This is a genomic window from Sinobaca sp. H24 (genome assembly GCF_023845525.1).
Genome location: NZ_JALBWT010000006.1, coordinates 187,174 through 208,579 on the forward strand (window position 1 = coordinate 187,174; position 21,406 = coordinate 208,579).

The window sequence follows — 21,406 nt, forward strand, 5'->3', positions numbered from 1 at the left end:
GCTTCTAGTTTCAATCCCATAAAAAAAGAAGCCTGGATCTCGTCCAGGCTTTACTTCTTATTTTTGAAGCAGGTCTTTTACGATAGATACGACATTTTCTGTTGTAAAACCGTACTCTGCCATAATTTTATCTCCAGGAGCAGAAGCTCCAAATTCATCAATACCGAGAACAGCGCCTTCTGTGCCTACATATTTGTACCATGGCATCGTGGATCCCATTTCCATCCCAAGAGCCGGTACTCCTTTTAACAGCACGCTGTCTTTATAGCTTTGCGGCTGATTGTCAAAGGAAAGGAAATCAGGCATGCTTACCACGTTAGCTGTAATGCCTTCCTGCTCAAGGGCTGCTTTCGCATCGACTGCCAGCGCCACTTCCGAGCCGGTAGCCAAAAGCTGTACTTCCGGTGAATCAACAGATTCTACGATGTATGCACCTTTAGCTACGCCTTCCTCCGCTCGTTCAGCAGATGTAGAGAGTGTAGGAAGCCCCTGTCTTGTTAGAGACAAAACGGTCGGACCTCCCGTACTTTCCAATGCCACTTTCCAGGCCGCGGATGTTTCATTGCCATCAGCTGGACGGATCACGTGAACGCCTGGTATGGCACGAAGAGCAGTGATCTGTTCTACGGGCTCATGCGTCGGGCCGTCCTCTCCGACTGCAATGCTGTCGTGTGTAAACACATACGTTACAGGCAGGTTCATCAAAGCACTCAAACGAAGTGCCGGACGAAGGTAATCAGAGAATACAAGGAACGTGGATGCATATGGGTGTACACCGCCGTGCAGCTTAAGTCCGTTAAGTGCTGAAGCCATAGCGAATTCTCTTACACCAAACCAGATGTTGCGTCCTTTGTAATTGTCCTTTGTAAAATCAGTTTCTTCTTTAATTAATGTCTTATTCGAAGAAGCCAGGTCAGCTGAGCCTCCAAATAATGATGGGACGTGCTTAGAAATAGCCTGAAGGGCATCCCCTGAAGCCGCACGGGTTGCGACTTTTTCGTTCGTATAGGCGGGAAGTTCTTTTTCCCAGCCTTCCGGAAGTTCGCCTTTAAGGGCCTGTATAAATTGTTCTGCATCTTTAGGATGCTTTTTCTGATAATCCGTAAATAAATCGTTCCACTCTTTTTCTTTACGGGCACCTTCTGCTTTTTTCTCAGCGAAAAAGGCGGTTACTTCTGCAGGAACATGAAATTCCTCTTCGTACTCCCACTTATACATTCCTTTAGCCAATGTAATTTCTTCTGCACCAAGCGGAGCACCGTGTGCTGCATTAGTACCGCCTTTGTTAGGAGAACCATAGCCGATTGTCGTTTTAACTTCAATTAAAGTTGGCTTGCCTGCCTGCTTTGCTTCTTCAATCGCCTCTTTAATGGCTTTCGTGTCATTGCCATCTTTTACGAGGATTGTATGCCAGCCGTAAGCATCATAGCGCTGCATAACGTTTTCAGAAAACGACTGATGCAGATCACCATCCAGCGAAATATCGTTGGAATCATAAAGCACAATCAGGCGGTCAAGGTTAAGATGACCTGCTAAAGAAGCGGACTCTGCGCTGACCCCTTCCATAATATCTCCATCGCCGCATAGAACATATGTATAATGATCTACAAGCGGGAAACTGCTTTTATTGTAAGTGGCTGCCATATGGCGCTCTGCCATAGCCATGCCTGTTGCCATTGCAAGTCCCTGGCCAAGCGGACCGGTTGTTGCTTCGACGCCCGGCGTATGACCGTATTCGGATGTCCCGGCGTTTTACTGCCCCATTGTCTGAAATTCTGAAGCTCTTCGAGGGAAAGGTCATAACCGGTAAGGTGAAGCAGGCTGTATAAAAGCATGGAACCATGCCCCGCTGATAGTACAAAACGGTCGCGGTTAAACCATTCCGGATTACCGGGATTGTGGTTCATGCATTCGGTCCACAAAGTAAAAGCCATTGGTGCGGCTCCCATAGGTAGTCCCGGGTGACCGGAATTAGCCCGTTCAATGCTGTCGATTGATAAAGTACGAATCGTATTAATAGCTAGATTTTCTAATTGCGTAGCTGTAGTCTGCGCTGCCATAATCGTATTCTCCCCTTGTCTCTGTTTAGTAATTAACGTCCATCCATGAATAAATAATAAACGCTTTCTTTTTATTTATACAAGAATCGCAGCAAAATACGTGGATTTTTTGAAAATCAAGGCTGCTTTCTTTTGGCCGTACTCACATGGCGTATTTAGTACCACATATCCTTATCTTGTTACGGGTTCTATGCGCGCTAAAAAGACCATCCTCAATTAAGTTATCGAAAATGGTCCTGCGGCTTCCTCTCAACGGGCAGCCGATCATATACAAATATAATAACATTACGCCATATGAAACATATATTTGCCTGCTGTTATCTGGAGCGGTAAACCTTACGTTCTTTTTTTGATCTGTCCAGCTTTTCCGGGGTTACATCTGCGCCTTCAGGATCTACTATTTACCGAGTGGAGCTGATCTTTGAATGATGAGCGGAAGCTCTGCAGGTATTCTTCTCTCAGATCATGCTGTTCTATACTCTCAGACTCTGTAAGACCGGTTGTCTTCGCGCGCTGGGACAGCTCGTTGATACGTGCAATTTTATCTTGGGATAACATGTTATTCCCCCTTATATGTTCGTTTACATGAATATCCTTCTATATTAATGGTACTTATATACCCGATTTTATGCAAACGGAACCATCTTTATTCTGGAGGGATAGGAAGGTATAGGACCTCATCAAAGGCGCTCAGCCTTCACTATGACCCTTCACCTTCTTTTTTCATATGCTCCCGATAGCGCCGGTGAACGGTCGCTTTAGATACATCGTATCCCAATCCACGCAGGGTGGCTGCAATGTCATAAAAGGGCAGATCTCTTTGACGAAGCCTGATAATCTCTTCTATCGGCACCTCTTTTTTTACACGTTCGCCCTGTCCCCTGTTCTTTAAATTTTTGTCCGGGCGGTAACCGTTCTCCACTGCCCGCTTCATCCCGCGCTTGATCTTAAAATTATGCAGTCTGCGCTGATGCTCCTCAACGATAGACAAAATGTCAATCAGCATGCTGTCGGACTCGGATAACTCAAGCACCCCGTTTTCCCGGACAGAATAAATCGTTACACCGCTTTTATGAAGAGCATGAAGTACAGCTACTTTAGCATGGCCTCTTCCGAGTCTTGTGTCATCCTGTACGCACAAAATAGAAGCTTTTCCGGACGAAAAGTCTTCAAGCATCTCCAGCAGTCCTTCTCTTTCCATTGAATACCCGCTTTGTTCTTCTTTAATCGTTTTGTATACAGGCAGGTTGTTTCTACCGGCAAGTGAGGTAAGCTCCTCTACCTGCCGCTCGAGAGAAGTCTGCTGTTCTTTCTTCTCCGTACTTACTCTGCAGTAGATAATACATTTCTCCATCATTCCACTTCACCTTCTGACTGCTTTCATTAGTCCAATGTATAATTCACCCATTGATAAGCGGTTAATTCCTGTTCAATCTGAAGCTCTTCTGCTTCTTCCACTGCTTCATCTTCATAAACAAACCCGGTTTCTGCACCAGGAGCATTAATCTGTACGGCTATGATTAAAAATAAAATAGATGCTGCAAACAGTAATAATATCATCCATTCCTGCATCGTTACATTCGATATTTTTGAAAACATTGTAATTCCCCCATTTTTAAGAATGTGTGTTCCCTTTTTTAAAAGTATAATAAGAACTTTTGTTCCCGTCAAGTAAAATTAGAACGGATGTTTGCATGTTCGTAATATTCATGATACAATTTTTTAAAATAACATTACACGCACAGGAGGTGCCGGGACTTTGACTAAATTATCCAAACGACAAGAGCAAATACTTGACTATATAAAAGGGGAAGTGCGTTTAAAAGGCTATCCTCCGTCTGTCCGGGAAATCGGAGAGGCCGTGGGACTTGCTTCCAGTTCTACCGTGCACGGCCATTTATCCAGGCTTGAAAGTAAAGGTTTTATTCGACGCGACCCTACTAAACCAAGAGCAATAGAAGTACTTTCCTTTGAAGATGCGCCGCCTGAAATATCCGAAAGCTCTGCTGTATATGTACCGATGCTCGGTAAAGTTACAGCCGGTGAACCAATTACTGCTATCGAGAACATAGAGGAATACATTCCTCTTCCGGAACGTATGGTGGCAAACGAACATGAGAATGTTTTTGTCCTTACTATTCAGGGGGAAAGTATGATTGAAGCTGGAATTTACGATAAAGATCTTGTTATCGTAAGACAGCAGCAGACAGCTAATAACGGAGACATCATTGTCGCAATGACCGAAGAGCTTGAAGCTACTGTAAAGCGTTTTTACAGAGAAAGCGGTTATATACGCCTGCAGCCTGAAAATGCAGCAATGGATCCGATTATTCTTGATGACTGTACTGTTCTTGGTAAAGTCATTGGCGTTTTCCGCACGATCCATTAACGAACAGAAAGCGGCTTCCTTCATTAAAATGGAGGGAGCCGTTTTTCATTGATAGGTTTTGAAAAAAACTCTTGTGGTATACAAAACATATAATCATATACAGCTATCTACTTAGAAAGGAGACTTGCCAGTGCTTTATGTTAAATGTCATTCATGCGGCACGGAGACCCAAGCAGAGGTGCAAATGCCGGTTTCCGACCTCAGCGATGCTGCAATTGATCAGGAATACCAGAACTGTCCTCACTGCGGCAGCCCTATAAAGCTGCTTGCCAGCGATATATACGAAAAATAGGATACCTTCCGGGTATTCTTTTTTTGTTCACCAGTTAGTCATTTTTTTAACTGTTTTGTCAATTTTTAGACATTGATTTCCTATCTTTAATACGGTTTAATGGAAATAGAACAAATAACGCTCACTAATTCACAAGAGTGGAATCTACAATAATCAGGAGATGTTGAAATGGCTGCTTCTAATATAATGGAACGAGTATTTAACAGTACATTATTTATAGGCGTAATTTCCGCTGTACTTGCTAATTTAATTTTGATCGACATTCTCCATTTTCAGGAGAGTCTCGCTCTTACTATACTGGTTCTCGTATTCATTTTTCTGCTCGTCTTCACTGCAGTAAAATCTATCTTTTTTCTGTTTCTTGATGTAGTCAGGCATTAAAAAAAAGCGTCCCCTTAAGGGAACGCTTTTTTTATTCTTCTGTTTCTGGCTCTGGTTCTGGTTCTTTCGCCGGTTTAATGTCTTCTCTTAAGTTAAACCCGGTTAATTCTTCATAAGAAGTGGTGCGATAGGTTTCATAATGCTTTTCTACTTCTTTATCAACATCTTCTTGAGAAAGTACATTATGACGTAGAATAAGATCCCACAAAATTTTGTTCTTTGCCTGCTCGATAGAAAGCTGGCTTGCTAAATCCATAATCATATCTTCTGTATTTCTTCCACTTACCATATTCGTTCCATCCCCTTTCCGTATGCCATTATCCTACAGTATACCGTATCCTTCAAGGGAGAGAGTTGTGTTCCATAAAAAAATGCATACTCTCTGTTTAATCAATTACGTCCTGCGCTCGTTTGTTCTCTTTATCGTTTTGATATTTCAGGAACCGGGAAGAGATAAGAGAGCACGCTTAAAAAAGGAGCGATACACATGGATATTATTAAAAGTTTGTTGATCATCATATGGATAAATACAAAGAAGGAAATACGTTTGAAGCTGACGACTCCTTTCGCAGCGACCAGAAGGAAGTCGCTGATGCGCTGGGTCTTAACCTGCAGGACCCGGCTGATGAAAGACTCTTCCGCTCATTTGAAAGCATGGTAAAAGATTACGCCAACGGTACTAACTCGTATGACGAGATCGAGAACAAAGCAGCTGAGATTCAAAAAAAGTAATTCGCTGAAGCTCTCCCCTTGGAGAGCTTTTTTATTTTGTTACTTTTGTAACAACGGTATAGTGTTCATCCGTATGCTTAATAACCTGCTGAATCTCCGCATGCTGAAATTCTTCCGCATATTCCATCATTAATTTTTCTATCTCAACCGGAAGAAATCCCGCATCCTTCAAAAAAAGATCATGGTATAATTCTTCTGTCATCTTATCGCCCCGCTTTCTTATATTCTTCTATTATAAAAGATTTCTTCTTCACATTCTTGATTTATAGCCGATACATAGAAAAAGCTAATAAAATGTAACCAAATTTAGGTATTATCGACTATAATAAAGTAAAGTATTTACCATAATTATAAATATATAGATATAGGAGGACTGACGTGAAAAAATTTATAGTAGGAATCGCTATAGCCGGCATTATGGGCGCTGTTACTTCCTGCGGTATCGCCTGACACTGCCGGGTTTCCTGTCGTTTAGTCCATGCCTCACCTTATACATATAGTAATAGAGCCTGCTCCCTTAAAGGGAACAGGCTCTTTTTAAAAGGACTGCTTATTAAATAAACAGGTTAATGTTTGATTCTTCTGCTTCTGCCAGGTAAGAAGCAACGCCGGCGTAGTCCAGACCATCAATCAATTCTTCTTCTTTCAGACCCATTACGTCCATAGACATGGTACAGGCCACCATTTTCACATCCAGATCCTGGGCCATTTCGATCATTTCTTTTAAAGAAGATACATTGTGATTTTTCATCATTTTTTTCATCATTTTCGGACCCATTCCACCGAAGTTCATTTTCGACATAGCTAGCTTCTCCGGACCGCGCGGCATCATTTTTCCGAACATTTTCTCCATCATTGTTTTATCACTGCCGCTGATGACGTTATCTTTTCGAAGCACATTCAATCCCCAGAAAGTGAAAAACATAGTGACATTCTTTCCCATGGCTGCAGCGCCTGTAGCAATAATAAAGCTGGCTATTGCTTTATCCAGATCTCCGTCAAATACGACCATTGTTGTTCCGTTTTTTGTTTCTTCCATGTTTGATTCTCTCCTTATCCTTTTCTAATCCAAAACGTATATTCATTGCTTGCTTCTGTCTGCTCCAATAGTGCGTGCCCTGATGATTTGGTCCACGCTGGAAGGTCTGCCTTTGCACCTTTATCCGTGGATACAATTTCCAGCACATCCCCTGTCTCCAAACTATCCATTGCTTTCTTTGCTTTTACAACCGGCATCGGGCAGGATAATCCTTTAGCATCTACTGTTTTTGTTACGTTCATTTTATTCTCTCCTCTTTATTTATGATACCGCGCAGCGGTTCGGTCCAATTTCCATCTCTGTCTGTTCTTCGGGTTCAGGCTGTATTTTCCCCATATTGGTTTGACGAATTTCTTCGTAGGCATTTGGCTGCGGAGGAAGATTTTCGGTTACCATTTTGCGGAATTCAGTCTCGTCTGCTACTTGTAATCCACTGTTTTCTTTGTAGAGCACAGACAGTTGTTCCATTACTCTTCCGTGATCATCCATTTCTTCTTTCTTTGAAAAATGAGCGGGCAGGACCCATAGATTATCCTCCAATGCTTGATACGTTTCATAAAGGGAGGTTCTCAAATCTCCTACCCAATCCTCCGCTTTGCCGGCAAGATCCGGACGGCCAATGGAATCGACAAATAAAATATCTCCTGTAAGCAGGTACTGGTGATCCACAATAAGAGATGTGCTGCCAATTGTATGCCCCGGCGAGTAAAGTGCCTGAACGGTCACATCTGTTTTCCCTGCGCGAAGCACGTCGTTATTGTGCAGAGGCTGATAGGAAAACGTTACTTCTGCTGCATCCTCTTCCGGCATGTAATACACTGCTTCTATTTGCTCAGCGAGCAGTCTTCCTCCGGAAATATGATCGGCATGAAGATGAGTATCGACTGCATATTTAAGAACTGCATTTTTCTCTTTCAGAAAATCAGTATATACGCCTGTCATTCGGACAGGATCAATAACAATCGCCTCTCCTTCAGAGATAACCATATAGGACAGGCAGCCTTTTCCAATCCGTACGAACTGATACAGCTCTCCTCCGCTCGACAGATCACCTATTTTGACCGGCTCCACGTGTTCACTCCACATTTTCATGCCGCCCTCCAGATAATAAACATCCCGGTCTGCAGCTTCTACCAGCTGATCTGCTACAAACTTGGAGGAACCTTCCTTTGCACAGACAACAATAACCGGCTTGTCTTCAGGTATCTGTGGAAGAATGGACTCTACCCCTTCCAGAAGATCAAAATACGGGGTATTGATTATTTCCACATTCTTACCCTCTACTTTCCATTCCTTGAATGCATCTTCGTTGCGAACGTCTAAAATAAATAAGTCCTTTTGGTTTATTACTATTTCTGCCAGTTCGGCAGCTATCATTGCTTTTACAGCCATGCTGTATTCCTCCTTTATTTATCTTCAGTAGGGCCGTTCCAGCCGCTCATTCCCGGTTTTACGTTCTGCACGTTAGAAAACCCTTTTTCTTCTAATGTGTATGCCGCCATGCTGCTTCTATTACCAGTACGGCACACAATGTATATATTATTTGAATCATCGAGCTCTCCGGCTCTATCTTCGAGTTCACCCAGTGGTATTGAAACCGCTCCTGGGATGTGGGAAAACGTATATTCTGCCGGTTCTCTAACATCTACTACCGTAATATTGTCGTTCTTCAATGCTTCCTCTAACTTTTCATTGGTTATTTCATTAGGATAGGACTGTGTTTCTTTGATCTCTTCAGGGTTGGCTTTTCTAACATAATGCAGAAGCACATTTCCGTCTTCTTTTGAACCTATATATTCATGACCGGTCGTTTTTGCCCAGCCTTTCATATCAGCTAACGACCCTCTATCTGTAGCCTGAACTTCCATTACCTCTCCTGCGTTAATAGTGTCCATCGCTTTTTTTGTTTTAACGATTGGCATAGGACAGGCAAGCCCTTTTGCATCTACTACTAAATTTACTTTCATTACATTTCCTCCTATTATACTCTATGGGGTATTATTTTTATCAAAAAAATAAACCGGTACCTATATGGGTATATTACAATGAAAAAAATAGTTGTCAACCTTTTATAAAATATCGATCCAGATCTTAATAGCTGTTCCAAGAATGAGTAAAGCAAGTATCCACTGAAGAATCTTTGTATTCATACGCTTTCCAACCATTACTCCTATAGGTGCGGCAATTAAACTAGCGGCTACCATTACCGCGGCAGGTCCGATTAACACCTGATCGGTGGCAATTTTGCCGACGGTTGCCCCGATTGAAGAAATAAACGTTATCGCAAGTGACGTTGCTATCGTCATTCGTGTCGGTATTTTCAACACGACAAGAAGGATAGGAACCAAAATAAATGCTCCAGCTGCACCAACAATCCCTGCACCTATTCCTACCAGGAAAGCAGAAACCGCTGCTGCCGGTTTGTTAAAAGTTACTTGATTGTTCGGGGTATCGTCTTTTCCTTTTTTCGGAAGAAACATCATAATGACAGCCAGTGTTGCCAAAATGGCATATATCATATTCACGCCATCATTGCTCATATAGTTAGAGCCGACTGCGCCGATCAAACTGCCTGCCAAAATACTTGTACCCATGTAAGAAATCAGGGATTTATTCAAATACCCGCCTTTTCTATATGCCCAGACGCCTCCTATAGTGGCAAAAAATACCTGCACTGCGCTGATACCTGCTACTTCATGAGCGGTAAATGCCGTGAGACCAAGCAGAGGCGGGATGTACAGCAGCATGGGATACTTTATTATTGAGCCGCCTATTCCCACCATTCCTGACACAAAAGAGCCTATAAAACCAATCAAAAACAAGATAATTATAAAAAAAACCGTCAACTCCAAAAAGACCACCTCATTCGTTTCGTGCATTCATTAATTACCCCTATGGGTATATAAAAGGTTAAATTTTTTTATTTGCTTTTTCCTAACAGCTGAACAGCTTCCTGAACAAACTCAGCTGTATCTTCGCCTTTTTCAATTTGCTCTCTAATACACTGCTCCAAATTCTCCGCTACAATAAAAGAAATAGCACGGTCAATCGCAGATCTGGCCGCTGACAGTTGATACACTACGTCTTTGCAGTCTTTCTCTTCACTCATCATACGCTGTACACCTCTTACCTGGCCTTCTACACGCTTCAGTCGGTTCTGCATTTCTGTTGAATAATCCATATGGCTGCACCCTTTCTATAATATTCTTCATTAATACCTTACGGGGTATATTATATAACGACTATTTTCTTTTCGTCAACTGTTTATTCACTCTTTCTTCTATTCTTGTTACTTTTGAAAAAAACCCGCTCCTTGTACGATTTCTTTAGGGTTCATCATATTAACAAAGCTTCTATGTATGATATAGTAATAGTGGAAAGAAACAGCGGTATATCAACAACTATACGCTGTTTTGCTTGTTAATCATCTACTTCGGTGTTCATGTTATTGAGCCGGAAGTAAAATCAGGAGGGTCTTATTATATGAGTGATTGGAAAGAAAACGTATCAAAAGACGCACTGGAACGAAATATCCAAAAAATAAAAGAAAAGAACGAAATATCTGATGAAAAATTAACGGAATGTATTGATCACTTATTCTCTATTTTCAATTCGGTTAGAGATGATATCAACGAACAAACAGATGTTCAGGTCAACTATTTCCGGGAATACTACGAAGCCTCTTTCACCTTTGATCAGACAATACTTAAAATCCGGATTGATACGACCAATCATCCAAGACGAAAAGCGGAAGCGTCTTTTTCTGTTTATATTGATGATGCGAACTTCAGCCTGGGACAGCCCAAATACGAAAGTGCTTATTTGGTAGATACTGAGAATTGTTTCTGGTCATCAGACCCGAATAGAAAAGTCGAGTTCACAAAAGAAATGGCTGACTCAGTGTTTGAACATATGCTAACACCTTATATAGAAATGGATTAATACCCTTTAATACGGACCGTTTAAATTGCTCATGAATAGATACCAAAACCCGGCCTCGCTGCCTCAGCGGAGCCGGGTTTTTGTTTATTCTACTAAAGGATAGAGAGCTTTAAGGTTTACGAGGATGTCTGCGAGGAAACAGTGTATTAATGGGGTCGTTCGCTTTTGTGTATGCCGAGCCAGCGATCACAGTATTGTACGATATCACACACCAGGGGGTATATAATGAAACGAACAGGATGGATGGCACTTGCTTTTAGTTTAATCATAGTAACAGCTGCCTGCGGCGAGGAAGAATCACCAGAAGATGCACCGCCCGAGAATCCAGAGGCGGAAGAAGAGGCATAAGAATTAATGACAAAAACCCTACAGCTTATTGGACTGTAGGGTTTTTTATCTACTAAAAGAAGTTGAATACATGAAAGATCGTATATAATATTTTTTAGAAAAAGTATGGGTATTTTATAGGTACAGAGGTAGCTGAAGATTGCAGACAAAAAGAAAAACCCCTGCAGTGCTTAGCACTGCAAGGGTTAGTGTTTTTAGTAAGTGGAGAGGAATTGATCTCTTTCCCATGGGTGAACCTGCGTGCGGAACATGTCCCACTCGATTTCTTTCGCTTCTGCGAAATGCTCGATAGCGTGTGGTCCAATTGCATTAACAAGAACACATCATCTTCAAGAAGGCTGTTCACTGCCTCATTAAGGTCAGCTGGAAGATCTTCAATACCTTCCTGTTTGCGCTCTTCTTTGTTCATGATATAAATGTTGCGGTCCGTTGGTTCTGGTGCAACAAGCTTACGCTTGATACCGTCCAGGCCGGAAGCCAGCATTGCTGCAATAGCAAGGTATGGGTTCGCGGATGGGTCCGGGCTTCTTACTTCAATACGCGTGCTGAGGCCGCGTGAAGAAGGGATGCGGACAAGCGGGCTTCTGTTACGTGCAGACCATGCTACGTAAACCGGTGCTTCAAATCCTGGAACAAGACGCTTGTACGAGTTAACGATTGGGTTCGTTAACGCTGTAAAGCCCTGTGCGTGCTCAAGGATACCTGTCATAAACTGCATAGCAGTTTCGCTTAGCTGGGAATCTGTTTTCTTGTCAAAGAATACATTGTCTTTGCCTTTGAAAAGAGACATGTTCAAGTGCATACCAGAACCGTTTACACCGAAGAGCGGCTTAGGCATGAATGTAGCATGCAGGCCGTGCTTTCTGGCGATTGTTTTAACAACAAGTTTAAACGTCTGAATGTTGTCGCACGTTGTAACAGCGTCAGCATATTTAAAGTCGATCTCGTGCTGTCCTGGTGCCACTTCGTGGTGGGAAGCTTCGATTTCAAAGCCCATTTCTTCCAGTTCAAGTACGATATCGCGGCGGCAGTTTTCACCAAGGTCCGTTGGAGCAAGGTCAAAGTATCCGCCTTTATCGTTAAGCTCAAGCGTTGGCTCGCCTTTTTCATCGTTTCTGAAAAGGAAGAACTCAGGCTCAGGTCCAATGTTAAAGTCAGTAAATCCAAGCTGCTCTGCTTCCTTAAGTACACGCTTCAAAATACCGCGTGGGTCACCTGCGAAAGGCTTTGGCTCGTCGCCGGGTTTACCTGGCTCATAGATGTCGCAGATAAGACGCGCTACTTTACCTTTTTCCGGCGTCCACGGGAAGATAACCCATGTGTCCAGATCCGGGTATAAGTACATATCGGATTCTTCGATGCGTACAAATCCTTCGATGGAAGAACCATCAAACATCATTTGGTTGTCTAATGCTTTTGTAAGCTGATCCACGGGAATCTCCACGTTCTTGATAATCCCCTGTAAATCGGTGAACTGCAAGCGGATAAATTTTACATTTTCGTCGTCTGCCATTTTCATGATATCTTTTTTCGAATAAGTGTTAGCCATTTGTAGAAACTCCTCTCCTTCTTTGAACAAAAAATTATATAATCTCCTGCAGGGCAGAAGGTAAAACCGTGCTGTCAGTCAAAAAACCTCGATAGCTGCCCCTGAATCAATGAGGCCCTTCCATACTTGCCTGTATGCATCAGCTCATTTTTTAAATGACGTCTCAGCTCCAGATCGGTAAGGTCTCCATCTTTTCTTAACGGGGCTCCGGCCGTTTTGGCCGCACTGTGCTCGCGCAGCAGGAAAATTTCCCGGATGCCTTGAAGATTGACGCCTCGTTCAAGCAGGCTTTTAATTTCAAGGAGACGGTCCACGTCATTGAAAGAAAACAAACGCTGATTGCCTTCTGTTCTTGAAGGAAAAACCAGCCCGTATTCTTCATAATAACGAATCTGCCTGGCGGACAATTCCGTCAGCTTTTTGACAATACTAATGGGAAATAAAGGCATATTTCTTCTAATATGATCATTCATCAGTAGGCCTCCTTCCCTAAGGAAGATAATCTCATCCTACCTGATGTTACTTTTATAGTCAAGTCCATGTAAGCTTTTTTCACATCAAAATTTTCTGAAAGTATACACTTTAGTCTTTATGCACCAAAAGTTCTTTCTTCAAAAGAGTGGACAGCGCATGTTCTACGGCGATTTTCACGTGGGAAAACGTTAGTCCGCCCTGCACATATGCTGTATAAGGGGGGCGGATCGGACCATCTGCGCTCAGTTCAATACTTGCCCCCTGTATAAATGTTCCGGCTGCCATAATGACATCCGAGGTATACCCGGGCATGTAAGCTGGCTGCGGTGTCACCCGTGCGTCTACAGGGGACACTTCCTGAATCGCCTGGCAGAACGTGATCATCTGCTCTTTAGAGGCAAATGTCACCGATTGAATCAAATCCGTACGCTTTTTCGTATAGGACGGGGTCGTCTGCATTCCAGCTTCTTCGAGGAGAGCGGCTGTATATAATGAGCCTTTCAGCGCTTCTCCCACTACATGAGGAGCCAGGAACAGCCCTTGAAACATCTCCTGCAGGCTGTAAAGCGTCGGCCCGCCCTCCATTCCTATACCCGGAGCAGCAAATCTTGATGCCGCTTTTTCAATTAAATCCTGCCGTCCTGCTATATAGCCGCCTGTTTTGACAATGCCGCCGCCCGGATTTTTGATAAGCGAGCCGGCCAGCAGATCAGCACCTGCGTGCCCCGGCTCGCTCGTTTCCGTAAATTCACCGTAACAGTTATCAACAAACACAATGATATCTGGAACTGCCTGCTTGATAGCTGTTATAACCTGCTTCATTTTTTCCATGGATACAGATTCCCGGTCCGCATACCCCCGGGAGCGCTGAATGGCGATGACTTTTGTTGCATCCGATACATTGGAAAGAATACGCTCGGCTGAAAGACTTTCACCTGCTTCATAGGGAGATTCTTTATACGTAATGCCCCACTCCTGAAGCGTACCTTCTGCTTCTCCTTCTATTCCGATCACGGTGCGCAGCGTATCGTAGGGCATTCCTGTCGCATATAACAGCTCATCTCCCGGGCGCAGCACCCCGAATAATGCCGCCGCAATGGCGTGCGTGCCGGAGATAAACTGGGAACGAACAAATGCCGTTTCCGTACCAAATACACCGGCGTAAAGGCTGTCAAGTTTCTCCCGGCCGATATCGTCATATCCGTAGCCCGTGGAGGGAGTAAAATGAAACGCCCCCACGTTTTCCTCCCGGAAGAGCGTGAGAAGTCTTTCCGTATTTCTGTCCGTTGTTTCGTCTATTTCCTCAGTATATAACGCAATATTCTGCCGGGCCTTTCTTTTCCATCCGCCCAGCTGCTCTTTTGTTTCCTGCACGTTCGTTCCCTGCCTTTATTCTGTCATTTTGTATTTTTTGATGATGCCGTTTACCGGATGATCGATCGGAGCAAACCCTTCCCATTCGAGCATGTTGGTTTCTTCTATTAACGTTTCTTTCTTTAAGATCGTACTTTCATACAGGCTGGATAAATCTTTTCCTTCCCACATCGGGATACTTATTTTGTGAAACTCCATCTGTTCTTTTAAAATGTTTTCCATCGCTTCGCGCAGACGCTCAATATCTGCATCCTCACGTGCTGAAATTTTGATGGAAGGACTGTTTTCCCCGGTAAGAAGGTCTGCATCTGTTACCTGATCTATTTTGTTATAGATCGTAAGAACGGGAATGGCCCCGGCATCCAGCTCGTTGAGGAGTTTGTCGACCGTTTTCATATGCTGATGGCAGTCTGGATGAGAAGCATCAACCACATGAAGAAGTACGTCGGCTTCCTTTACTTCCTCCAAAGTGGAGCGGAAAGCGGCAATTAATGTCGTTGGCAGATCCTCAATAAATCCTACTGTATCCGTAATTAATACGGAAAGGCCGGAAGGGATATCCATTTTTCTGGTAAGAGGGTCAAGCGTGGCAAACAGTTCATCTTTTTCCATCGTATCTGCCTGCGTTAATTTATTAATAATGGTTGATTTTCCGGCATTGGTATAGCCTACCAGCGCATATTGAATCGCATAGTTATTTTTACGCTGCTTCCGGTAGCCTTCCCGGTGTGAAATCATTTCTTTTAGTTGGGATTTCAGGTCGTCCATCCGCTTTTGAATATGGCGGCGGTCGGTCTCAAGTTTTGTTTCACCGGGACCTCTCGTGCCGATTCCGCCTCCAAGACGTGACATCATCTGCCCCTGACCGGAAAGACGCGGCAGCAGATAGGACATCTGGGCCAGCTCTACTTGAATAATACCTTCTTTCGTACGGGCGCGGCGGGCAAAGATATCCAAAATAAGCTGCGTCCGGTCCATTACTTTACGGTCCAGCTCATCTGTTAAATGTTTAACTTGACTCGAAGACAATTCGTCATTAAAAATGATAGTATCAACATTTAATTCTTCGGCTTTTTCGTAAAGCTCTTCCACTTTCCCTTTTCCGAGATAGGTGGAGCGGTGGGGCGAGTATCTTTCCTGCGTGAAAAGCTCAACAACCGTGCCCCCTGCGGTATCAACCAGCGCTCTTAGTTCTTCTATAGAAGCGTCAAATCTTGAGTCTTTACGGCTCTTATCAATAATACCTACAATAATTACATCTTCTTTCAATGAAAAGCCTCCTTGATATCTATTCGTTTATTAAAAAAGAAAGGATCCTGCCTTATGGCTCATGAGCAGCTGTTAACTGAACCCCCGGATGTTACATTGTTTTTGGACTATCTTGCTTCCCGTGGAAGAAAAGAAAGCACCATCCGGCGCTACCGCTACGACCTTCAGGATTTTTATGCGTATGTTTCTGTAGAGCTTGAGGTGGACAGTCCACCAGCTTCCAGACGCGTGACGCCGTCTCTTCTCGAAGGATATTTTTCCCTGCTTGTCAACGGCAGACACTACCATGCAAAAACAATCAAACGAATTCACACGGTGCTGCTCCGTTATTTTTCATTTCTTCACAGCTCCCAGCGTATATCCATTAATCCTATGGCAGATGTTACAGCGGAAGAGGCGATCACGGAAAACCTTCAGGAAAAAGACCTTGTGTACCCGTCGGAAGTGAAAAAGCTGTTCCAATCACTCCGCTCCGACGCCGGTCTGTCTGCCCGTCAGGCAGCTGTCCGGCCGATGCTTGCACCGCGAAATCTGCTGATGATTCAGCTGTTTCTGCAGCATGGCCTTCGTCTTCAGGAGCTTTCCACTCTTACTTACCGACAGGTTAATCTGGGAAAAGGAGAGCTTGCCATATCGGAATTCACCGGCAACCCCCGTATAATCCAGCTGTCCACCGCTGAGAAAAAGCTGTTCTTTCAATATTTCCAGATGATTCCGGAGCCGGTAAGGCCTTCGTATCCCCATCACCCTGTATTTGTAGCCTTTGATTTCCAGCGCCAAACTTACCGCTGGAGCTATGAAAATGATGCGCCGAAAAATCTGACAGAAGTAGCCATTCAGAAAATGCTGCGCGAGGAACGCCGCCGGGCAGGTATTGATCGGGCATTTTCTGCAAAACATTTCCGGAACACCTATATTGTGAATGAATTAAAAAAAGGCACCAGCCCTGAGCATATGAAAGAAACGCTCGGCCTGCAGTCTATTCTAACATTAAACAAGTATATTTCCTTCGTAAATCAGGCAGCAACCTAAAAAAAGGAGGTCCCCGGCGCCGGGGACTTCCTTTTATGTTTGGGATTCATCCGTATCAGGAGATGTCTGAAGCGGTACATTACGCTGCGGTGAAAACGTAGATATCGCATGCTTGTACACCAGCTGCTGTTTACCATCGCTGTCCAGGACGATAGTGAAATTATCAAATGCCTTAATATGGCCTCTGAGTTGAAATCCATTCGTTAGAAATACCGTCACGGGAATTTTGTCTTTTCGGAGCGTATTTAAGTATTGGTCTTGAATATTAACATGTTTCATCGTCTGGATCTCCCCTCTGCTTTCTTCCTGCTTGTATACCTTTCGACAGAGGCTGCCTGATTCCTTCAAGATACGAAAGAAGTTTTGTTTCTTTTGCAGCGCTGGAAGTAACTGTCATATCCATCCATTCCACATCTTCTTTGTTCCGAAACCAGGTTAGCTGTCTTTTTGCATAATTTCTTGAGTGTTGTTTTAAAGTATCCAGCGACTGCTCAAGCGGACATTCCTGTCGAATATAAGGAAACAGCTCCTTATATCCTATTGCTTTTGCTGCCTGTACATCCGGTCCGGCGTTTTCCAGAAGCCATTTTGCTTCCTCGATCAGTCCGTCTTCCGCCATCTGATCCACCCGGTCATTAATTCGTTTGTAGAGGACCTCTCTTTGTATATCTATACCAATCATCCGAACCGTATAGGGACTTTCCGCTTCTTCCTGCTCGGAAAATGCTATCGTCCGGCCGCCCTGCTGTTTTAAAATTTCCAGGGCACGAATAACACGCCGGGCATTATTCGGATGAATTCTCTCTGCGGCTTCGCTGTCCTGTATTCGGAGCTGTTCATGCAGCCACTGCTTTCCGTGCTGTTCCAGCTGATGTTCCAGCGTGAGCCTGTACTGTGGATCAGCTGCGCTTTTTTGAAAATCAAAGTTTCTTGTCAGCGCCCGGATATAGAGTCCGGTTCCGCCTACTACGACAGGAACCTTGCCCCTGCGGCTGATGTCTTCGATCCAGCCGGCCGCCCTTTCCTTAAAATCGGCAGCGGTATAAGCCTCATGAATGGTTTTTATATCAATACCGTGGTGCGGCACAGCCTGCCTTTCTTCGACAGACGCTTTAGCCGTCCCAATATCAAGCCCTTGATAGGCCTGCATTGAGTCGCCGCTGATAATTTCCCCGCCTATTTGCTGCGCAATCATCAGACCCGCTTCTGTTTTTCCCGAAGCAGTTGGACCGACTATTATAATAACTTCCTGCTTTGTCATGATCTATACGTCCTTTTCCAATATGCCATAAGCAAACGCTGCATGGCTTTTTTTCCTTCGTGCCTTCGGAAATGCTTCCCATACCGGACTTCTGCTGTGCTCTTTAAACACTACTCTATTCCGGCAGACCCGGAGCGCCTCCTGCACATCGATGACCTGCAGCCCTCCGTAGCTCGCAGCCCCTCTCAGCGGGCCCATAGAGGATGAATCCGTCAATGCTTCATGAAACATCGGGTCAAAGTACACGACATCCCATGAAGCCGTAGGAGTCTCACGGAGCCATTTCGAATAATCGGCATGGGCGGTTCGAATACGCTGCATCGCTTCGTTTAATAACACATCCTGCAGATTCCAGTACTGCAGCCCTTTTTTTACAACAGCTTCAATCTCTTTTGTCTTTTCAAGGGCCTGCACGTAACCCGTCTCCCCGGCCGCAGCGCTTAGGACAATGCTGTCTGAACCGAGACCGAGGGTGCAGTCAAGAATACTCATTCCTTCCTCAATGCCGCCGGCTTCAATCAGCGGATCCCTGCCGCCGTCCAGTACTCTTTTTCCGCGAAGCTTGGCCATGCTCGGATGAAAGAAAAAGCCGTTACTGCTGTTGGGCGGATGAAAGGTGTCGGCCTCATCTCCCACTACGTAAATTGCCTCTCCGGTTTCAAGCAGCCATTTTTGTATGGAGCGTTTTTTTCGTACCTTAAATGAGGCCCCCCAGCTCAAAGCAAGTAATTCTGCCTCCTGCCGGGCACTGCTTTCAGCGGCCTTTGTCGTTGTTATAATCATACTGTCTGTCGCCTGCCTGTCTATTTAAACGTGAAAAAAGCGCCGGAACGGCGCTTTTAGTTATCGGACTGTGACCGTTTCAAAAAATAATACGCCATGATGACACTTACGACAATGATAAAAAAGGAAATACCACCAATAGCTACTACATCAAGTGCTGACATGAACTGATTCCCCCCGCTATGTAATATTTGCTTTTATTATAGCATACATAAGCCGAGGAGCCGAAAAAATGATAGCGCTTTTTTACTGGACTCGTTTAAACATTTTTTCCATATCGTATGATGAAAAGTGGATGACGATCGGACGCCCGTGCGGACACGTATAAGGCTCCTTGCACGAACTGAGCTTTTCAATAAGGGCGGCTATCTCATCTTTTCGAAGGTGCCGGTTTGCTTTAATGGCTGCCTTGCAGGACATCAAAATCGCTGCTTCTTCCCGGACTTTGTGAATACTGATATTTTTTTCCTGCTGCAGCTGCTCCAGCAGCTCCCGAATCACCGATTCCGCCTCCTGAGCCGGAAACCAGGTGGGCTGGGATCGGATACGGAATGTATTTTCCCCAAACTCCTCCAGAAAAACGCCAGCCTGTTCCAGCTCCCTTTGGGAATTAGCAATAATCAGCTTTTCCTGGCTGGTCACTTCAAATGTCATCGGAATAAGCAGATCCTGCATCTCATCGTTTACACTGCCGATTTTTTCGCGGAAAAATTCATAAAATATCCGCTCCTGGGCGGCATGCTGATCGATTATATACATGCCGTCCCGGCTCTGTGTCAGCAAATACGTGCCGTGCAGCTGACCGATCGGCTCCAGCTCCAGCAGTTCCCTGTGCTGATAGGCTTCAGTTGGTTCTAAAGATTCGGGCACCGCTGCTGCTTCCGATGCTTCCGGTGCTTCCGGTGCTTCCAGCGTTTCATTCTGAGAGAAAGATGGCTTAGGAGAAGGCTCCTCCTGCCACGGTTCTGCTACAGCCTCTGCACGCTGCCAGTCCGTCTTCTCCTGCTGAAACTCCACGGTCGCGGGTTCGGACGGTTTTGGGGGCGCCTCCTGCTTTTTCTGCTGCAGCGGAAGCTCCAACGCTTCTGACTGCATGCGTTTTGCCCGGCCCGTATCGGCTTCCGGAATGAGAGATAATCGCTGCAGTTCCTGCTTTATTGTATTTTCTACATCATCCAGCATTTCTTTTTCTTTACTGAGACGGACTTCCATTTTCGATGGATGCACATTAACATCCATTAACGTAGGATTAAGCTTAATATGCAGCACGGCCATTGGATGACGGCCGATAGGAAGCAGCGTATGATACGCCTGCTCTATTGCTTTTGTAAGCGGGAAATGGCGGATAAACCTTTCATTCAAAAAGGTAGACATATAATGACGGGAGGCGCGGTTGATTTCCGGTTTTGCGATGTAGCCGGTTACGGTATAATCATTTGATTCATGATGAATCGGCAGAAATGACTTGGCTGTCTGTCTGCCATAAATAGAAGCAATCACCGTAAGAAGCCTGCCATCCCCATTTGTATGAAGCATCTGTTTCCCGTTATGAGCCAGCCGGAACGATATATCAGGACGCGACATCGCCAGCCGGTTGATAATATCACTCACTTTGCCTACTTCTGTATGAACGGTTTTCATATACTTAAGACGTGCCGGAGTATTAAAAAATAAATCACGGACGCTTATTTCCGTTCCTTTCCGGCTTTTGGACGAAGTTAGTGTAATCCTTTTTCCTCCCTGGTAGCGAAGAAGCGTTCCCGCGTCACGGCCGTTGCCGGTTTCCATTTCCAGCTGGGACACAGCGGCAATACTCGGCAGCGCCTCTCCCCGGAACCCAAGTGTATGAATATCAAACAAATCTTTCTCGGAGGCAATTTTACTCGTTGCATGCCGGTAAAAAGCAAGATCGGCATCTTCCCGGTCCATCCCGCTTCCGTTATCAACTACACGTATTAAAGACAGGCCCCCTTCTTCCAGATCCACCTGAATTCTGCCGCTTCCCGCATCAATCGCATTTTCCACTAATTCTTTAACAACTGAACTTGGACGCTCCACCACTTCCCCTGCTGCAATCTTGTTGGATAAGTCGTCCGGGAGCTTCGTAATTTTAGACATTATTTTCTCCTTTCGTCATCAGCGGAGTCTCTGCTGCATCCGGTACAGCTTCTCAAGCGCCTCCATCGGTGATAAATGCAGCACATCTGTCTTACGAATGTCATCCAAAATAGGATGAAGTTTCCCGTTCTTTGTTTTTGCGGCTGCTGCCAGTTCTTCTTCCTGAAACAGGGTGAGCTGGGTCGGCTCCTCTTTAGCAGGTGCCGCTTCTTTTAAGGACGACTGTTCCGCCGTTTCGTTTTTGCTATCTTTTTGTTCCAGCTGTTTTAACAGCTTTCCTGCCCTGCTTAAAAGGGGATCCGGCAGATCCGCCAGCTTTGCTACATGAATGCCATAGCTTTCATCTGCGCTTCCTTCCTCCAA

General features: G+C 44.6%; 24 protein-coding genes and 4 pseudogenes. 7 read left to right on the forward strand and 21 right to left on the reverse strand.

What is annotated here, in order from left to right; translation table 11 throughout:
* Window positions 1–57: 57 nt before the first annotated feature.
* The 4 genes and pseudogenes from tkt to MMY81_RS11025 form a co-directional block, all read right to left on the reverse strand.
* A pseudogene (gene tkt, locus MMY81_RS11010) lies at window positions 58–2,060 on the reverse strand (transketolase).
* Between the two features lie 317 nt (window positions 2,061–2,377).
* Window positions 2,378–2,618: pseudogene (locus tag MMY81_RS11015) on the reverse strand (DUF896 domain-containing protein).
* A gap of 142 nt (window positions 2,619–2,760) precedes the next feature.
* Entirely contained in the window at window positions 2,761–3,417 is a 657-nt protein-coding gene (locus MMY81_RS11020) for a YneB family resolvase-like protein (protein WP_252312923.1), read from the reverse strand.
* Between the two features lie 26 nt (window positions 3,418–3,443).
* A complete protein-coding gene (locus MMY81_RS11025; RefSeq protein WP_252312924.1) occupies window positions 3,444–3,659 on the reverse strand; it encodes a hypothetical protein in 216 nt (71 codons plus the stop codon).
* Window positions 3,660–3,819: 160 nt separating this feature from the next.
* On the opposite strand from MMY81_RS11025, the gene lexA reads away from it, so the two are divergent.
* The 3 genes from lexA to MMY81_RS11040 all read left to right on the forward strand — a co-directional run bounded on the left by lexA (window position 3,820) and on the right by MMY81_RS11040 (window position 5,122).
* Window positions 3,820–4,449 carry a transcriptional repressor LexA gene (gene lexA / locus MMY81_RS11030; protein WP_120192174.1) on the forward strand — a complete coding sequence of 210 codons (630 nt, stop codon included), beginning with the start codon at window positions 3,820–3,822 and terminating at the stop codon, window positions 4,447–4,449.
* 130 nt (window positions 4,450–4,579) lie between these two features.
* A complete protein-coding gene (locus MMY81_RS11035) occupies window positions 4,580–4,741 on the forward strand; it encodes a phage terminase large subunit family protein (RefSeq protein ID WP_252312925.1) in 162 nt (53 codons plus the stop codon).
* A gap of 168 nt (window positions 4,742–4,909) precedes the next feature.
* A complete protein-coding gene (locus MMY81_RS11040) occupies window positions 4,910–5,122 on the forward strand; it encodes a hypothetical protein (protein ID WP_252312926.1) in 213 nt (70 codons plus the stop codon).
* A 31-nt stretch (window positions 5,123–5,153) separates the two neighbouring features.
* Here the strand turns inward: MMY81_RS11040 and MMY81_RS11045 are convergent, their stop codons facing one another.
* On the reverse strand, window positions 5,154–5,411 hold the full coding sequence (locus tag MMY81_RS11045) for a hypothetical protein (protein WP_252312927.1): 258 nt from the start codon (window positions 5,409–5,411) through the stop codon (window positions 5,154–5,156).
* A 230-nt stretch (window positions 5,412–5,641) separates the two neighbouring features.
* On the opposite strand from MMY81_RS11045, the gene MMY81_RS11050 reads away from it, so the two are divergent.
* The gene (locus MMY81_RS11050; RefSeq protein ID WP_252312928.1) at window positions 5,642–5,854 is read left to right on the forward strand and encodes a hypothetical protein; all 213 of its coding nucleotides are present in this window, start codon (window positions 5,642–5,644) and stop codon (window positions 5,852–5,854) included.
* A gap of 31 nt (window positions 5,855–5,885) precedes the next feature.
* On the opposite strand, the gene MMY81_RS11055 is transcribed toward MMY81_RS11050, so the two are convergent.
* From MMY81_RS11055 to MMY81_RS11085, 7 genes are all read right to left on the reverse strand, one after another.
* Window positions 5,886–6,056, reverse strand: a complete 171-nt coding sequence (locus MMY81_RS11055) for a hypothetical protein (protein ID WP_252312929.1) — start codon at window positions 6,054–6,056, stop codon at window positions 5,886–5,888.
* Between the two features lie 351 nt (window positions 6,057–6,407).
* Complete coding sequence (locus tag MMY81_RS11060; RefSeq protein ID WP_252312930.1) at window positions 6,408–6,893, reverse strand: DsrE/DsrF/DrsH-like family protein; 486 nt, start codon at window positions 6,891–6,893, stop codon at window positions 6,408–6,410.
* Between the two features lie 14 nt (window positions 6,894–6,907).
* On the reverse strand, window positions 6,908–7,135 hold the full coding sequence (locus MMY81_RS11065; protein ID WP_252312931.1) for a sulfurtransferase TusA family protein: 228 nt from the start codon (window positions 7,133–7,135) through the stop codon (window positions 6,908–6,910).
* Window positions 7,136–7,154: 19 nt separating this feature from the next.
* Complete coding sequence (locus tag MMY81_RS11070) at window positions 7,155–8,285, reverse strand: MBL fold metallo-hydrolase (protein WP_252312932.1); 1,131 nt, start codon at window positions 8,283–8,285, stop codon at window positions 7,155–7,157.
* A gap of 14 nt (window positions 8,286–8,299) precedes the next feature.
* Complete coding sequence (locus MMY81_RS11075) at window positions 8,300–8,860, reverse strand: sulfurtransferase TusA family protein (RefSeq protein ID WP_252312933.1); 561 nt, start codon at window positions 8,858–8,860, stop codon at window positions 8,300–8,302.
* 102 nt (window positions 8,861–8,962) lie between these two features.
* Entirely contained in the window at window positions 8,963–9,772 is an 810-nt protein-coding gene (locus MMY81_RS11080) for a sulfite exporter TauE/SafE family protein (protein WP_374561666.1), read from the reverse strand.
* Window positions 9,773–9,813: 41 nt separating this feature from the next.
* Complete coding sequence (locus tag MMY81_RS11085) at window positions 9,814–10,074, reverse strand: metal-sensitive transcriptional regulator (protein WP_252312934.1); 261 nt, start codon at window positions 10,072–10,074, stop codon at window positions 9,814–9,816.
* Window positions 10,075–10,376: 302 nt separating this feature from the next.
* On the opposite strand from MMY81_RS11085, the gene MMY81_RS11090 reads away from it, so the two are divergent.
* Both MMY81_RS11090 and MMY81_RS33345 read left to right on the forward strand, forming a co-directional pair.
* The gene (locus tag MMY81_RS11090; protein WP_252312935.1) at window positions 10,377–10,835 is read left to right on the forward strand and encodes a hypothetical protein; all 459 of its coding nucleotides are present in this window, start codon (window positions 10,377–10,379) and stop codon (window positions 10,833–10,835) included.
* Window positions 10,836–11,060: 225 nt separating this feature from the next.
* Window positions 11,061–11,183 (forward strand): hypothetical protein, encoded by a 123-nt coding sequence (locus MMY81_RS33345; protein ID WP_256497885.1) that lies wholly within the window; start codon window positions 11,061–11,063, stop codon window positions 11,181–11,183.
* 194 nt (window positions 11,184–11,377) lie between these two features.
* Here the strand turns inward: MMY81_RS33345 and glnA are convergent.
* From glnA to hflX, 4 genes and pseudogenes are all read right to left on the reverse strand, one after another.
* A pseudogene (glnA, locus tag MMY81_RS11095) lies at window positions 11,378–12,732 on the reverse strand (type I glutamate--ammonia ligase).
* A 74-nt stretch (window positions 12,733–12,806) separates the two neighbouring features.
* Window positions 12,807–13,205, reverse strand: a complete 399-nt coding sequence (locus tag MMY81_RS11100; protein WP_252312936.1) for a MerR family transcriptional regulator — start codon at window positions 13,203–13,205, stop codon at window positions 12,807–12,809.
* Between the two features lie 109 nt (window positions 13,206–13,314).
* Window positions 13,315–14,580, reverse strand: coding sequence for a methionine gamma-lyase family protein (locus MMY81_RS11105; protein WP_252312937.1), 1,266 nt, complete (start codon window positions 14,578–14,580; stop codon window positions 13,315–13,317).
* Window positions 14,581–14,595: 15 nt separating this feature from the next.
* Window positions 14,596–15,849, reverse strand: a complete 1,254-nt coding sequence (hflX, locus tag MMY81_RS11110) for a GTPase HflX (protein WP_252312938.1) — start codon at window positions 15,847–15,849, stop codon at window positions 14,596–14,598.
* 54 nt (window positions 15,850–15,903) lie between these two features.
* On the opposite strand from hflX, the gene MMY81_RS11115 reads away from it, so the two are divergent.
* The gene (locus tag MMY81_RS11115; RefSeq protein ID WP_252312939.1) at window positions 15,904–16,881 is read left to right on the forward strand and encodes a tyrosine-type recombinase/integrase; all 978 of its coding nucleotides are present in this window, start codon (window positions 15,904–15,906) and stop codon (window positions 16,879–16,881) included.
* Between the two features lie 33 nt (window positions 16,882–16,914).
* On the opposite strand, the gene hfq is transcribed toward MMY81_RS11115, so the two are convergent.
* From hfq to MMY81_RS11140, 5 genes and pseudogenes are all read right to left on the reverse strand, one after another.
* Window positions 16,915–17,160, reverse strand: a complete 246-nt coding sequence (gene hfq, locus MMY81_RS11120) for an RNA chaperone Hfq (protein ID WP_252312940.1) — start codon at window positions 17,158–17,160, stop codon at window positions 16,915–16,917.
* A complete protein-coding gene (gene miaA, locus MMY81_RS11125; protein ID WP_252312941.1) occupies window positions 17,147–18,142 on the reverse strand; it encodes a tRNA (adenosine(37)-N6)-dimethylallyltransferase MiaA in 996 nt (331 codons plus the stop codon). Before miaA ends, hfq begins: the two co-directional genes overlap by 14 nt.
* A 3-nt stretch (window positions 18,143–18,145) precedes the next feature.
* Complete coding sequence (locus tag MMY81_RS11130; RefSeq protein WP_252312942.1) at window positions 18,146–18,925, reverse strand: class I SAM-dependent methyltransferase; 780 nt, start codon at window positions 18,923–18,925, stop codon at window positions 18,146–18,148.
* Window positions 18,926–19,171: 246 nt separating this feature from the next.
* A complete protein-coding gene (mutL, locus tag MMY81_RS11135) occupies window positions 19,172–21,043 on the reverse strand; it encodes a DNA mismatch repair endonuclease MutL (protein ID WP_252312943.1) in 1,872 nt (623 codons plus the stop codon).
* A gap of 18 nt (window positions 21,044–21,061) precedes the next feature.
* A pseudogene (locus MMY81_RS11140) lies at window positions 21,062–21,406 on the reverse strand (DNA mismatch repair protein MutS); the annotation flags it as partial.

What these genes read in the sequence shown, in the direction of transcription:
- MMY81_RS11085 (WP_252312934.1), bottom strand. Translation starts at nt 10,074, where the DNA reads ATGGATTATTCAACAGAAATGCAGAACCGACTGAAGCGTGTAGAAGGC.
- MMY81_RS11075 (WP_252312933.1), bottom strand. Translation starts at nt 8,860, where the DNA reads ATGAAAGTAAATTTAGTAGTAGATGCAAAAGGGCTTGCCTGTCCTATG.
- MMY81_RS11020 (WP_252312923.1), bottom strand. Translation starts at nt 3,417, where the DNA reads ATGATGGAGAAATGTATTATCTACTGCAGAGTAAGTACGGAGAAGAAA.
- MMY81_RS11055 (WP_252312929.1), bottom strand. Translation starts at nt 6,056, where the DNA reads ATGACAGAAGAATTATACCATGATCTTTTTTTGAAGGATGCGGGATTT.
- MMY81_RS11100 (WP_252312936.1), bottom strand. Translation starts at nt 13,205, where the DNA reads ATGAATGATCATATTAGAAGAAATATGCCTTTATTTCCCATTAGTATT.
- MMY81_RS11050 (WP_252312928.1), top strand. Translation starts at nt 5,642, where the DNA reads ATGGATAAATACAAAGAAGGAAATACGTTTGAAGCTGACGACTCCTTT.
- MMY81_RS11065 (WP_252312931.1), bottom strand. Translation starts at nt 7,135, where the DNA reads ATGAACGTAACAAAAACAGTAGATGCTAAAGGATTATCCTGCCCGATG.
- MMY81_RS11070 (WP_252312932.1), bottom strand. Translation starts at nt 8,285, where the DNA reads ATGGCTGTAAAAGCAATGATAGCTGCCGAACTGGCAGAAATAGTAATA.
- MMY81_RS11025 (WP_252312924.1), bottom strand. Translation starts at nt 3,659, where the DNA reads ATGTTTTCAAAAATATCGAATGTAACGATGCAGGAATGGATGATATTA.
- miaA (WP_252312941.1), bottom strand. Translation starts at nt 18,142, where the DNA reads ATGACAAAGCAGGAAGTTATTATAATAGTCGGTCCAACTGCTTCGGGA.
- MMY81_RS11080 (WP_374561666.1), bottom strand. Translation starts at nt 9,772, where the DNA reads ATGCACGAAACGAATGAGGTGGTCTTTTTGGAGTTGACGGTTTTTTTT.
- MMY81_RS11130 (WP_252312942.1), bottom strand. Translation starts at nt 18,925, where the DNA reads ATGATTATAACAACGACAAAGGCCGCTGAAAGCAGTGCCCGGCAGGAG.
- MMY81_RS11045 (WP_252312927.1), bottom strand. Translation starts at nt 5,411, where the DNA reads ATGGTAAGTGGAAGAAATACAGAAGATATGATTATGGATTTAGCAAGC.
- MMY81_RS11040 (WP_252312926.1), top strand. Translation starts at nt 4,910, where the DNA reads ATGGCTGCTTCTAATATAATGGAACGAGTATTTAACAGTACATTATTT.
- MMY81_RS11115 (WP_252312939.1), top strand. Translation starts at nt 15,904, where the DNA reads ATGGCTCATGAGCAGCTGTTAACTGAACCCCCGGATGTTACATTGTTT.
- hfq (WP_252312940.1), bottom strand. Translation starts at nt 17,160, where the DNA reads ATGAAACATGTTAATATTCAAGACCAATACTTAAATACGCTCCGAAAA.
- MMY81_RS11060 (WP_252312930.1), bottom strand. Translation starts at nt 6,893, where the DNA reads ATGGAAGAAACAAAAAACGGAACAACAATGGTCGTATTTGACGGAGAT.
- MMY81_RS33345 (WP_256497885.1), top strand. Translation starts at nt 11,061, where the DNA reads ATGAAACGAACAGGATGGATGGCACTTGCTTTTAGTTTAATCATAGTA.
- mutL (WP_252312943.1), bottom strand. Translation starts at nt 21,043, where the DNA reads ATGTCTAAAATTACGAAGCTCCCGGACGACTTATCCAACAAGATTGCA.
- MMY81_RS11090 (WP_252312935.1), top strand. Translation starts at nt 10,377, where the DNA reads ATGAGTGATTGGAAAGAAAACGTATCAAAAGACGCACTGGAACGAAAT.